Source organism: Dendronalium phyllosphericum CENA369, assembly GCF_016056275.1.
Classification (GTDB): domain Bacteria; phylum Cyanobacteriota; class Cyanobacteriia; order Cyanobacteriales; family Nostocaceae; genus Dendronalium; species Dendronalium phyllosphericum.
Genome location: NZ_JAECZA010000039.1, coordinates 1 through 12,819, shown reverse-complemented (window position 1 = coordinate 12,819; position 12,819 = coordinate 1). Strand labels below are relative to the sequence as shown.

The window sequence follows — 12,819 nt, the reverse complement described above, 5'->3', positions numbered from 1 at the left end:
ATACTATCTGAAATCAATAATTATTGTCAATAACTATTTAAAGTATTTGAGAATTATTATTCGCTGAATTTCAGGTAATTAGGAAAATAAATCTAGAGATAGTTAAAATTCCCAATTTTGGGATTTTCTTCATTTATAGCTATCTTAGATTTTTCTCATTTGTAAGTAGCTGTCACGAACTGCTTACAGATAAGTGTGGCGATCGCCCTTGACTCTGATTCTTCACGGCAGCAATTCAGTACTAAAATTGAAATATTGTAGGTCTTCAAAGTCCCTACTTGTCGGGCTTTGTATCGGTTACGAAGCTACAAAGATAATCCATTCGGGAGCGAAACAACTGGTGAGTAGTTTATTGCGAGGGGTTAACCTATACTTAATTGGGATGATGGGCGTTGGTAAGTCTACGGTAGGAAATTTACTGGCAAAACAGCTAAATTATACATTTATAGATATCGATAATATAATTACCCAATTAACAAGAAAAACCATTAATCAGCTATTTGCCGAGTCAGGAGAAGCAGCATTTCGCCAGTTAGAAAGCGATGTATTGGCACAAGTATGCGCTCGTAAAGAGTTGGTAATAGCTACAGGTGGCGGTATCGTACTGCGGCGAGAAAACTGGAGTTACCTGCACCATGGTTTGATTGTGTGGCTAGATGCCCCATTAGAGCTACTCTATACCCGTTTGGCAGAGGATACCACAAGACCACTTTTACAAGATGCTGACCCACAAGCCAAACTGCGATCGCTCCTCGAACAACGAACACCGCTTTACTCGCAAGCCGATTTGCATATTACTATACGAGCAGAAGAAACACCAGAAGAAATTGCCAACAGAGTTATAGAGGCGATTCCTAGCGTTCTGAAACCACAAATTTCTCATTAAAGCAAAGTTGGCTTTTTAATCATTGTTACAGGTTCCAAAGTCTTCTACACTGACTGCATAGGTTTAAAATCTCACAGCTTTTCATGACAGCCAAGGATACTGAGTACATCAGGCAAGCTGAAGCCACTCGCGTACAAGTGTTAAGCGAGGCTCTACCATATATTCAACAATTCACAGGTCGCACCGTTGTTGTTAAATATGGTGGTGCGGCGATGAAAGATAGCACCCTTAAAGATCAAGTCATCCGCGACATTGTTTTTTTATCTTGTGTCGGCTTGCGTCCCATCCTGGTACACGGTGGTGGCCCAGAAATTAACAGTTGGTTAGATAAACTGGGAATAGAAGCGCAATTTAAAAATGGCCTAAGAGTTACTGATGCCCCCACAATGGATGTGGTGGAAATGGTTTTAGTCGGTCGAGTTAATAAAGAAATTGTCTCCCTAATTAACCAAGCTGGAGGCTTGGCGGTAGGACTTTGCGGCAAAGATGGTAACTTAATCGTAGCCCGTCCCCAAGGTCAAGAAGGTATTGGCTTTGTTGGGGAAGTCAGTAATGTGAATATCAAGATTTTAGAAACCCTTGCTAGCAATGGCTATATTCCTGTAGTGTCTAGCGTCGCCGCTGATGAGTCAGGACAAGCTTATAACATTAATGCCGATACTGTAGCTGGAGAAATAGCAGCAGCACTAGGGGCAGAAAAGTTGATTTTACTCACTGATACCAGGGGTATTTTAAAAGATTACAAAGACCCATCAACTTTGATTCCCCAAGTAGATATTCGGGAAGCCCGCGAGTTGATTGCCGATGGTGTAGTCAGCGGTGGTATGATTCCCAAAGTCAATTGTTGCGTGCGATCGCTAGCTCAAGGCGTAAGTGCTGCACACATTATCGATGGTCGCATTCCTCACGCTCTGTTACTAGAAATTTTTACTGATGTTGGTATTGGCACAATGATTCTCGGTTCTCAATTTCTTTCAAAACGCGAGTAATAGAGCGCTAACTCAGACCACAATCTAAGGGCGAACAGCCGTTCTGATTTTTTACGGTATGTGGACGCATGAGCGAGGGTGTGGGGTGTAGTCAGGCTTTCTTGTTTTCCCTATACCCTACACCCTACCCCCTACCAAGAGCCTTAACGAGGGTTTGAGGACTTACTGTGAAAAGTCAGGGTTATGACTAAACCACCTGAAAACTACTAGGGATAAGTTATAATCCCCCGCGATCGCTCTCTAACAGGTGAACGATGCCATGAATCTTGCAAAATCACTCGTGATTCCCCTCGAAACGGTCTGCGATTCCACGAATTGTTGATAATCACCGGATTGACTAGCGTGGAATTATTTAGCTCATTTTGCCTTATGGAAGGATAAGAGTAATAGTGGCGATCGTTGACAGAAGGATAAGAGTAATAGTGAAAATTGCTGCGACTTGGCATTAGTCCTGTGCTCGGATTTACAGGCATGGGGGTGGGAATCGGACTACCGTAAATAAAGGAACCTACAGCAGGCTGTCTGCCGATTCCAGAAGTGCCATCAATCACTATTACGCGTTGGGCGGAAGCTGGTGCAATGGCAGCGCCTATCAGTGCCAGAGTGATTCCCGCTCCCAGACAATTTAGTAGCGAATGCTTGATTTTTAGCATATTTTGCTCGCCCGCATTTGATAAACTGATTTTTTGGAAAATAGCCTCAGCTACTTTGGTTAAAATTTTAAAATTTTCTCGACTTGAAAATTACCAGCTTTTAAAAAGATTCAAAAAAGATTGCTGGAATTGGCAAAATTAAAGAGTGCCGATTTTTATGCAAAACGTGAGTGCAGAAAGTTTAGAAATAGCCAAAGCTAGATACCAGGCTGGGAAACTTGCCTTAGAAAATGGGCAATACCGAGAAGCTGTAGAAAATCTCGAAAAAGCCAGCGCCCTTTTAACTCGCAATTCTCGACTTGGTGGTGAAGTAGAACTTTGGTTGGCGACAGCTTATGAAGCGGCTGGGCGGACTGAAGATGCGATCGCCCTTTGCCAACAACTCAAACGCCATCCCTTCGCCGAAACTAACAAACAAGCAAAGCGATTGCTCTACATCTTACAAGCACCAAAGCTGAAAAGACCGAGCGAGTGGATGACTGAAATTCCAGATTTGGGTAAACTCTCCGATAATGAATCTAAAATTCGCGTAACTGTTAATCCTCGCAAATCTTCTGGGCAAAAAGCGGTTGAACCAGAATTCGTTGACCTCAGTCAGGTCAATACTAGAGATAATCGCTTTATCTGGGTGGCACTCATTGCCATCGGATTAACTATTTCGTATTTGGTTTGGTCGAGTTTCTACTAAATGAAGTCTCAAAGAAGGATGAAGTAAGTAGGGACTAGTGACTAGTGACTGGGAATGAATTATAGTTCACAAAAATTAGTTTTTCGTGCTGTCACTTAATCTGACTTTTCACGGGAAGTCTTCAAACCCCCGTTAAGGCGCTTGGGTAGGGGGTAGGGTGTGGCTGAGTGGGAAAACAAGAAAGCCTGACTACACCCCACACCCCACACCCCACACCCTCTGACTTTTCCACATACCGTGAAAAGTCAGGTCACTTAATACCTAATCCCCAATCCCCATTACCCAGTCCCTTTTACTGTTTGGGAGACATATGTAATGAATTCTTTGACTTTCGGGAAGATTTTGATGTGGTTAATCAGACCATTTAGTTTTATGCTGGCAAAAATAGAGTTTATCGTGCCACTAACTAATCAAAATCTGATTAATTGCGACTTTCCTATGCAAAATTCGCTCCGCCGTACACCCTTAAAAAAGGGAAACAAAAAAATCCCAAAACCTATTTTGTGGCTAGTGCTATTAACATCGCTCTTATTGTCGGGTTGCGTGCATTACGACGTAGGAGTGAATTTTAACCACTCAAATAGTGGCGAACTCGTGCAGCATATCAAGTTAGAAGAACGGCTAACCAGTTTTAGTGGAGACTATGTGTATGCATGGTTAGACAGCATAGAGCATCGTGCCCGCAAACTAGAAGGGAAAGCAAAGCGGGTTTCTAAAGAAGAAGTTATTGTGACAATTCCCTTCAGTAACGGTCAGGAGTTGCAAGAGAAGTTCAACGAATTTTTTAACTCCCGTACCAATCAAAAAGCTGAGGCTGTGCCCAGCGAATCTGGATCGGAATTACCGAAAATTGAATCAAACCTACTCATAGAGCAGAACAACTTTTTAGTTTTAGTGCGGAATCGATTAATTTATGATTTAGACTTGCGATCGCTCTCGCTAATTTCTAGCAATGGTAACGTTCTAGCTAATACTGGTTCCATTCTCGATTTGAAGTTTAGCATAAAGACCCCTTGGGGCGCTAAGAATATTCCAGTCACAGAAAATGCGATCGAGCCAGGAAAGAATGGCAATCAATTAGTATGGCAACTAAAAACTGGCGAACTGAACCATATAGAAGTAGTCTTTTGGCTTCCTAGCCCTCTGGGAATTGGTAGCTTGTTGATTATCTTATTTGTCTGGGGAGGATTTTATCTCAGATACACTTTTATGCCAGACCCCAGAATTCAGTTTGCAAGCAAAGCAGCAATTACAGAATAGGTCTGAGTGGAGAATGCTGAGTTAGAAGTTGAACTCCTAACTCAGTACTGTTAAGGAGACAAGCGCTCAATTTTCCAACTGTTGTCATGTAAGCGAGTATATAGCAAGCGATCGTGCAGACGGCTAGAGCGTCCTTGCCAAAACTCAATCTCTGTGGGAATTACTCGCAAGCCTCCCCAGTGAGGCGGTCGGGGAATTTCTTGATTTTCATACTTGCTGTGGAATTCTTGCAAGCGTTGCTCTAATACTTCCCGACTTTCTATAACTTCGCTTTGATTAGATACCCATGCGCCCAAGCGACTGTTAGCAGGACGGCTGTGAAAATACTTATCTGATTCATTTTCAGAAACTTTCTCCACATGCCCAGAAATGCGGACTTGGCGTTCTAGTTCTGCCCACCAGAAAACCAAAGCTGCCTGGGGATTTTCTGCTAGTTCTTGTCCTTTGCGACTATTGTAGTTAGTGAAAAAAACAAAACCTCGTTCGTCAAAATCTTTTAGCAATACCATTCTTGCCGAAGGTTTACCGTCTGGCATAGCGGTGGCAATAGTCATAGCATTTGGTTCGGTAAGTTGGGCTGCTAGTGCTTGATCGAACCATTTTTGAAATTGGATGAAGGGATTGAGATCGATTTCAGTTCCGCTCAAACCTTCCAAGGTGTAGTCCTTGCGAAGATCGGCTATGGTTTTGTCCATCGTGGTTTGCTTCCTTAGTATCAGATAAGCTTATACACGTCTTTGTTACAATATCTATGATGATGATTAGCGCCAACACCAGTAGTATTAATTTTCTCAAGGAGTAGCGAAAATCGATTGCATCACATGCGCCGTTCGGCCTCCGTTCAACGTTTATTAATTTATGGTCTGAGCGGCCCGATTATTGCTCTCAATGTCTGGCTGCTGTCATTACTTTTTAGCTATTTTCAGCATCCGATTACTATTCTGAGCGTTGCAGCGATTTTAGCTTTTTTACTGAACTATCCAGTAAAGTTCTTTGAACGCGCTCGCATGACTCGTACTCAGGCGGTTGTGATTGTTTTACTTGTCACCCTGACTTCGTTTGTGATTCTGGGCGTGACGTTAGTACCGATGGTAATTGACCAAACAATCCAACTTTTAAATAAGATTCCTGATTGGTTAACCACTAGTCAAGCTAACTTAGAGCAGTTTGAGGCATTAGCGAAGCAAAGACGCTTGCCTCTCGATCTCAGAGTTATCAGTACTCAAATCAATGCCAACATTCAAAATTTAGTTCAACAGCTAGCTTCTGGTGCGGTAGGATTTGCGGGAATTCTGCTGTCAGGATTGCTCAATTTCATATTAATATTTGTGCTGGCATTTTACATGCTGTTATATGGCGATCGCGTGTGGTATGGTCTAGTCAATCTCTTACCTGCTAACATTGGAGTTCCCTTAACTGCATCCTTACAGCTAAATTTTCAGAACTTTTTTCTCAGTCAATTGCTGCTGGGATTGTTCATGATCGTTTCCCTCACCCCCATTTTCCTATTTCTGAAAGTACCATTTGCTTTGTTGTTTGCTATACTTATTGGTCTTTCTGAACTCATTCCTTTTATCGGGGCGACCTTAGGTATAGGTTTAGTAACAATTTTAGTATTACTGCAAAATAGCTGGTTAGCAGTTCCAGTTGCTGTAGCAGCCATTTTGATGCAGCAAATTAAAGATAATCTCTTAGCTCCCAAGTTGCTTGGCGATTTTATCGGACTTAATCCTATCTGGATTTTTGTTGCTATTTTGATGGGCTTTGAAATTGCTGGTTTGTTAGGTACATTAGTTGCTGTGCCAATAGCTGGTACTATTAAAGGCACGTTCGATGCTATCAAGAACGGCAAAACTGATGAATTTGTCTCAACTGTAACTATTGCTCATGACTCACCCAGCAATACAGACCCAAATTAAGAATTGGGGTAAAACAGACAAGACAGGCTAGGGAAGCTGGGGAAGTAGAATCAGATAATTTATTTCTAGTAATTCCCAAAACTTAGAACTTTATTTAGTTGTATGCGAACAACGCTGATTTTTGTTAAGATGCCTCCAGTTCAAACTTGCACAATCTGCGATCGCAATTCACAATAGAACAGATTACAAATTACTTAAATATTAGGCACAATTCCGGAAGTAGAGGCGAATAAATAAATTATATACTTTGCCAATACTCAATAAGTTTACTGTTAGAATTACTAACTTTTAACTTTCATTACTTAACTGAAATTTTTTGATGAATGCTTCCGAGTTATTGGAAACAATTACACTCCTGATCGAGCAAGCTCAACGGGGAGAAATCGATCCTTGGGATGTTCAGGTAATTGAAGTCATTGACCGTTATTTAGAACTGATGGCTCCACAGGCAACAGTTAGAGGCTATGAAGCTGACTTATCTCAATCAGGACAAGCTTTTTTATCAGCATCGATGCTAGTTTTGTTCAAGGCTAACACCTTGATGCAATTAACAACAGTGCAAAGTTTAGAGGAGGATGTCGCAGATGATGTCATGTTGGAAAATGAAGACGGAATTTTACAAGGTCATCGCCTGCAATTAGAGCGCCACTTGCGTCGCCGCCCGGCCGCAATGCCGCCAGCAAAACGCCGCGTAACTTTGCAAGAGTTGATCGAGCAATTGCAACTGATGGCGAACCAGCTAAAACTGGTAGAAAAAGTCAGCAAACCCGTTCGCCCTAAGCGTCTGCCTAGTGCCCAAGCAATGCGAGAGGCGCTAGAGTTAGCTCACCAGGAAAATCTTACAGAAGTAGCAGGGGAATTAGAGCAAGTGCTGCGTCTTGCCCCTAAAGAACTACTTTTACAACAAAATTGTTTGAATCTAGAACAACTCGTACAGTTGTGGACTCAGACAAAGCAACCACATAAAAATGGTTCTGGTCATGAGTCGGAACACAGTCACTTAGTTAGTGTTTTCTGGGCATTATTACTGCTTTCGGCTCAATCTAAGGTAGAGCTATTTCAAGAGGAATTTTATCAGGAAATTAAAGTTCGCTTACTCACCGATTCAGTTAACACTTACCAACCTTGGGAGCAACCAATCAACTAAGCAAGTCTAAAGTACGACTATTGATAGCTGATAGATTTTCACTTCAGCAAAATCACCTCACTTGATGTAGTCGCACCCCTGACCCTACTCTTTACACCTAAGAGCGAAGACAACGGCTTCGTCGCTAAGAGCGCCAGTCGCTTTCTAGGAACCACAGCAACCCACTAACTCCAAAATCCGAGTAAATTGAAAAGATAACTAATTGCTTATCATCTGGCCATACCCATTAGACCTGTGACTAAAATTAGTTTGATCGCAGGTGGGTATAGGAAAAAGATTAAGAGAGAAAGGAAAATTCAATCCCTTTGATCCTTACTCCTTATCCTTTTCCCAACTTCTGAAAGAAGTTTATTGGTTGCAAGAATCAGCAAGTTCCTGTTATCCCTGTTCTTAAGGGTTACTTAAAGCAGCAATAAAAACTGATGATTAAGTATCGCTCTATACAAGTAAACTGGCTGGTGGTTGAGGAATAAACTTTTATGAAAGCGATGATTCTCGCAGCAGGTAAAGGTACTCGCGTTCGTCCGATTACTTATACAACTCCCAAACCGATGATTCCCATCCTGCAAAAGCCAGTGATGGAATTTCTACTAGAACTGTTACGCCAGCATGGATTCGACCAAATTATGGTCAACGTTAGCCATTTGGCTGAAGAAATTGAAAACTATTTCCGTGACGGTCAGCGGTTTGGCGTACAGATTGCTTATTCTTTTGAAGGGAAAATTGATGACGGTAAACTGGTGGGAGAAGCCATAGGTTCAGCCGGAGGGATGCGGCGCATCCAAGACTTTTCGCCATTTTTTGATGATACCTTTGTGGTGTTGTGCGGTGATGCTTTAATAGACCTAGATTTGTCCGCAGCAGTTAAGTGGCACAGATCCAAAGGGTCGATCGCCACTATTATTACCAAATCTGTCCCAGAGGAAGAAGTTTCTAGTTACGGTGTAGTCGTCACCGATGATGATGGTCGTGTCAAGGCTTTTCAAGAAAAACCATCAACAGCAGAAGCTCTTAGTACCAACATCAACACAGGTATTTACATCTTTGAACCAGAGGTATTTAAATATATACCTTCTGGAGTTGAATATGACATTGGTGGCCAGCTATTCCCCAAATTAGTGGAAATTGGCGCTCCCTTCTATGCGATCGCCATGGATTTTGAATGGGTAGATATTGGTAAAGTACCAGACTACTGGCGGGCGATTCGCGGCGTACTGCTAGGCGAAATTAAGAATGTCCAAATCCCAGGTCATGAGGTCGCCCCTGGTATTTACACGGGCTTAAATGTTGCCGTGAATTGGGACAAGGTAGATATTACAGGCCCAGTTTACATTGGTGGCATGACCAGGATAGAAGACGGAGCAAAAATTGTCGGCCCGGCGATGATTGGCCCGAATTGCTGGATATGCAGTGGCGCAACAGTCGAGAACAGCGTCATTTTTGAATGGTCGCGGTTAGGCCCGGGAGTTCGACTAGTTGATAAGTTGGTGTTTGGGCGTTATTGCGTAGATAAAACAGGGGCTGCAATAGACGTTCAGGCCGCTTCTTTAGACTGGTTGATTACTGATGCCAGACAGACACCGCCATCACATACCCCCCTCGAACGGCAAGCGATTGAGGAATTGTTAGGGACAAACGCAAGTTAGTCAGTAGTCAGTGGTCAGTTGTCAATTGCTACTGACTACTGACTACTGACGACTAACTATTCAAATACGTGTATCTTCTCAGACTTTGTTCGTAGGTTTGCAATAACCGCTGAGATTCTGCCAAGGTGATGCGCTTTTCTTCTAAAGCCTGCTCGCAACGCTGGCGGATGTTTTCCACCATATCCTCAGAGTCATACTGCACGTAACTCACCACTTCGCTCATGGTATCACCTTTGACAACGTGTTCAATTTGGTAGCCTTTGGGGGTTAACTGAATGTGAACGGCGTTGGTGTCGCCAAAGAGGTTGTGCAAATTGCCCATGATTTCTTGGTAAGCTCCATTCAAAAACATTCCCAGATAGTAAGGTTCTCCGGGTTTGAAGGAGTGTAGTTCTAAAACCGATTTGACATCGCGCAGGTCGATAAAGCGATCGATTTTGCCATCACTGTCGCAGGTGAGGTCTGCTAAGATGCCGCGCCGTATCGGTTCTTCATCGAGGCGGTGGATCGGCATAATCGGGAACAGTTGGTCGATCGCCCAACAATCTGGTGCTGATTGAAACACCGAAAGATTGACGTAGTAAATGGAAGCCATGATTTTTTCTAAGTCTTCCAATTCATCTGGTACGTATTCTTGCTGCCTAGTGATGTTCAGAATTTTTTGGCAACAAGCCCAGTACAGTCGCTCGGCTTTAGCGCGTTCTCGCAGACGCAAAATTCCCAAGTTGAAACGGCTAATGGCTTCTTCTTTGAATTGCGCTGCGTCGTGGTAGAACTCTTGATAATTTTCTTTGTTGATCGATTGGTAAGTTTCCCACATGTAATTGATAATCGGCGATTCTCCCTCTTGTGGGGGTTCTGGGGGATCGAGGGGAACATCGCTGGTACTGAGAACATCAAAAATCAGTACCGACTGATGGGAAGCGATCGCTCGTCCGCTTTCGCTGATGAGTGTTGGTACGGGAATTTGCCGCTCCGCACAAGTATCTTTTAACTCTGCCACAATGTCGTTGGCATAGTTCTGCATGTTGTAATTTTTCGAGGCGTAGAAATTAGTTTGCGAACCGTCGTAATCTACACCCAAGCCACCGCCAACATCCAAATATTTCATGTCAGCCCCCAACATAGCCAATTCCACGTAGATGCGGCTGGCTTCTTGGATGGCATCTTTAATCACATTAATTGCAGAAATTTGCGAGCCAATGTGAAAGTGCATCAACTGCAAAGAATCGAGCAAATCTGCTTCGCGTAACTTGTCAACCGCCTCTATAACTTCAGGCATAGTCAAACCAAATTTAGCGCGATCGCCGCTGGAAGTTCCCCAGCGTCCCATGCCTTGGGTACTTAATTTTGCCCGCACTCCTAAAAGAGGTTTAATTCCCAACTGGCGGTTAGCAGTAATCACCAAATCGACTTCTTCAATTTGTTCTAAGACGATTATTGGCGTTTGCCCTAACCTTTGGGCTAACATTGCCGTTTCGATGTATTCCTGGTCTTTGTAGCCGTTGCAAACGAGCAATGCTCCCGGCGTATCCAAAATAGCCAAAGCAATCATTAATTCCGGCTTGGAACCAGCTTCTAAGCCAAATTGATGCGGTTTGCCAAATTTGACTAAATCCTCAATCAAATGCCGCTGTTGGTTGCACTTGACAGGAAACACGCCCCGATAAACACCGGGGTAGTTGTAACGGGCGATCGCTTTCGCAAAACAAGCGTTCAAACGCTCAATCCGGTCTTCCAAAATATCGGAAAAGCGAATCAACATCGGCAATCCCAAATTACGCTGCTTGAGGGCGTTGACCAGTTCAAATAAGTCTAGAGAACCACCGCGATCGCCTTTGGGAGAAACAGTGATGTGACCAGCAGCATTAATTGAAAAATAAGGTTGTCCCCAACCTTCTATCCGGTACAAATCTTCGCTATCTTCAATTTTCCAGGAGCGAGGTAAGTCTCCTGTAGAAGTACTAGGTGGTAGCAGCTTTTTTTGCTTATGATTTTTCACTTCTAATTTATGCCCATTGGATGGTAGTTTGACCACCTCATCAGATGTAGCAGGAGACTGAACATCCATTTCTTACTCACCTCTGTGTTTCACCCACGAATAAACAATTTAACGCATTCATCTTGTAACGGATATGCATCCAAGGTTAACTTCTGAGATAAACTCTGATTGGTCAGCGCTCAAGGGTCAGTAGTCAGTTATCAGTGGGTAGTTAAAACACAACTAGCAACTGACGACTAACAACTGACAATTGACAAAATAAAAATTTGATTAAGTTTTGGGAGATAGCTTTGGAACGCACATTTTTAGCAATTAAGCCTGATGGCGTACAGCGGGGACTGGTAGGTGAAATTATCAGCCGCTTTGAAACTAAAGGTTTTACCCTCGTGGGTTTGAAGTTTCTCAATGTCAGTCGAGAGTTAGCCGAACAGCACTATGCTGTTCATAGACAACGACCATTTTTCGCTGGTTTGGTCGAATTTATCACTTCTGGCCCGGTGGTAGCAATGGTATGGGAAGGTGATGGTGTCGTTGCTTCTGCAAGAAAAATTATTGGTGCAACCAATCCCCTGACAGCAGAACCAGGGACGATTAGAGGCGATTTTGGGATTAACATCGGTCGCAACCTAATTCATGGTTCTGATGCTTCAGAAACAGCCAAACATGAAATCGCTTTATGGTTTAGGGAAGAAGAATTAGTAAATTGGCAACCGCACATAACCCCTTGGTTGCACGAGTAAGAAGATAGGAAGACAAAGAGAGGGAAAGACGCGGGGACAAGGGAGAAAAAATCTCCGCGTCCCCGCGTCTCTATGTCTCCCTGTCCTCTTACTTCGGTACTTCAGTTTTCTCAGGTTCTACTTGGGGTGATTCTGTAAGAGTGCGCTTAGAAAATCCCCAAGCTAAAATCAGGGCGATCGCAGTAATCATGATCCATTCTGGCGGTACTAGATCGTCGTTCACTACTTTCAATAACAGACGCAAGCCCACTAACGCTACAGTCATATAGCCTGCGTCCTCTAAATTTTCAAATTCATCCAACCAACGGATAAACAATCCTGCCATAAATCGCAGCGTAATAATCCCAATTGTTGCCCCTGTCAATACCAACCACTTTTCTTGAGAAACGGCGATCGCAGTTGTAACGCTATCCAAAGAAAACGCCAAATCTGTAAATGCAATCACGGGTATGGCTTGCCATAGAGAGTTGAAGCGGGGGCCGTGATGATGCTCGTCTTCGGTTTCTTCAGAGGTAAAGTGTTGAAATACCAACCACAGTAGATAAGCAGCACCCAATAATTCAAATTGCCATAACTTTTGCACCCAAGTAGCAGTTAAAATCAGGGTGATTCGCAGTACATAGGCAACGACTAAACCAAAGTTGAGTGCCCGACGCTCAAGTTCTTTGTCTTCCAATCCTTGGGCGATCGCAGCGAGGGCGATCGCATTGTCAGCAGATAGCACCGCCTCTAAAAATATCAATATCAGCAGGACTATCGGAGCTTCAATGCTGAAATGAAAGTTTAAATAATCAAAAATTTGGTCTAGCATTCCGGGTTTCTCAAGCAGGGAAAATAAAAAATTGACCAAGCCCCGTTGGGGCGGGGTGTTGGGTGTAGGGTGTGGGGT

General features: G+C 43.3%; 12 protein-coding genes. 8 read left to right on the top strand and 4 right to left on the bottom strand.

Annotated elements, in window-relative coordinates; all coding sequences use genetic code 11:
* Nucleotides 1-340: 340 nt before the first annotated feature.
* A complete protein-coding gene (locus tag I8752_RS11595) occupies nucleotides 341-886 on the top strand; it encodes a shikimate kinase (RefSeq protein WP_214432468.1) in 546 nt (181 codons plus the stop codon).
* An 83-nt stretch (nucleotides 887-969) separates the two neighbouring features.
* The gene (argB, locus tag I8752_RS11590; protein ID WP_214432467.1) at nucleotides 970-1,875 is read left to right on the top strand and encodes an acetylglutamate kinase; all 906 of its coding nucleotides are present in this window, start codon (nucleotides 970-972) and stop codon (nucleotides 1,873-1,875) included.
* Nucleotides 1,876-2,081: 206 nt separating this feature from the next.
* Here argB and I8752_RS11585 read toward each other — a convergent pair whose 3' ends face one another.
* The gene (locus I8752_RS11585) at nucleotides 2,082-2,528 is read right to left on the bottom strand and encodes a hypothetical protein (protein WP_214432466.1); all 447 of its coding nucleotides are present in this window, start codon (nucleotides 2,526-2,528) and stop codon (nucleotides 2,082-2,084) included.
* 157 nt (nucleotides 2,529-2,685) lie between these two features.
* On the opposite strand from I8752_RS11585, the gene I8752_RS11580 reads away from it, so the two are divergent.
* On the top strand, nucleotides 2,686-3,216 hold the full coding sequence (locus tag I8752_RS11580; protein ID WP_214432465.1) for a tetratricopeptide repeat protein: 531 nt from the start codon (nucleotides 2,686-2,688) through the stop codon (nucleotides 3,214-3,216).
* Nucleotides 3,217-3,531: 315 nt separating this feature from the next.
* Complete coding sequence (locus tag I8752_RS11575) at nucleotides 3,532-4,476, top strand: DUF3153 domain-containing protein (protein ID WP_214432464.1); 945 nt, start codon at nucleotides 3,532-3,534, stop codon at nucleotides 4,474-4,476.
* Between the two features lie 50 nt (nucleotides 4,477-4,526).
* Here I8752_RS11575 and pdxH read toward each other — a convergent pair whose 3' ends face one another.
* Nucleotides 4,527-5,171, bottom strand: a complete 645-nt coding sequence (gene pdxH, locus I8752_RS11570; RefSeq protein ID WP_214432463.1) for a pyridoxamine 5'-phosphate oxidase — start codon at nucleotides 5,169-5,171, stop codon at nucleotides 4,527-4,529.
* A gap of 126 nt (nucleotides 5,172-5,297) precedes the next feature.
* On the opposite strand from pdxH, the gene I8752_RS11565 reads away from it, so the two are divergent.
* From I8752_RS11565 to I8752_RS11555, 3 genes are all read left to right on the top strand, one after another.
* Complete coding sequence (locus tag I8752_RS11565) at nucleotides 5,298-6,395, top strand: AI-2E family transporter (protein WP_214432462.1); 1,098 nt, start codon at nucleotides 5,298-5,300, stop codon at nucleotides 6,393-6,395.
* A 319-nt stretch (nucleotides 6,396-6,714) separates the two neighbouring features.
* On the top strand, nucleotides 6,715-7,542 hold the full coding sequence (locus I8752_RS11560; protein WP_214432461.1) for a segregation/condensation protein A: 828 nt from the start codon (nucleotides 6,715-6,717) through the stop codon (nucleotides 7,540-7,542).
* Between the two features lie 479 nt (nucleotides 7,543-8,021).
* Nucleotides 8,022-9,188, top strand: coding sequence for a sugar phosphate nucleotidyltransferase (locus tag I8752_RS11555; protein WP_214432460.1), 1,167 nt, complete (start codon nucleotides 8,022-8,024; stop codon nucleotides 9,186-9,188).
* 52 nt (nucleotides 9,189-9,240) lie between these two features.
* On the opposite strand, the gene speA is transcribed toward I8752_RS11555, so the two are convergent.
* Complete coding sequence (speA, locus tag I8752_RS11550) at nucleotides 9,241-11,259, bottom strand: biosynthetic arginine decarboxylase (RefSeq protein ID WP_214432459.1); 2,019 nt, start codon at nucleotides 11,257-11,259, stop codon at nucleotides 9,241-9,243.
* Between the two features lie 221 nt (nucleotides 11,260-11,480).
* Here speA and ndk point away from each other — a divergent pair, with 221 nt between their 5' ends.
* A complete protein-coding gene (gene ndk, locus I8752_RS11545) occupies nucleotides 11,481-11,930 on the top strand; it encodes a nucleoside-diphosphate kinase (protein ID WP_214432458.1) in 450 nt (149 codons plus the stop codon).
* Between the two features lie 88 nt (nucleotides 11,931-12,018).
* Here the strand turns inward: ndk and I8752_RS11540 are convergent, their stop codons facing one another.
* Nucleotides 12,019-12,741: a TerC family protein gene (locus I8752_RS11540; protein WP_214432485.1), complete on the bottom strand. Its 723-nt coding sequence runs from the start codon at nucleotides 12,739-12,741 to the stop codon at nucleotides 12,019-12,021.
* Between the last annotated feature and the right edge of the window lie 78 nt (nucleotides 12,742-12,819).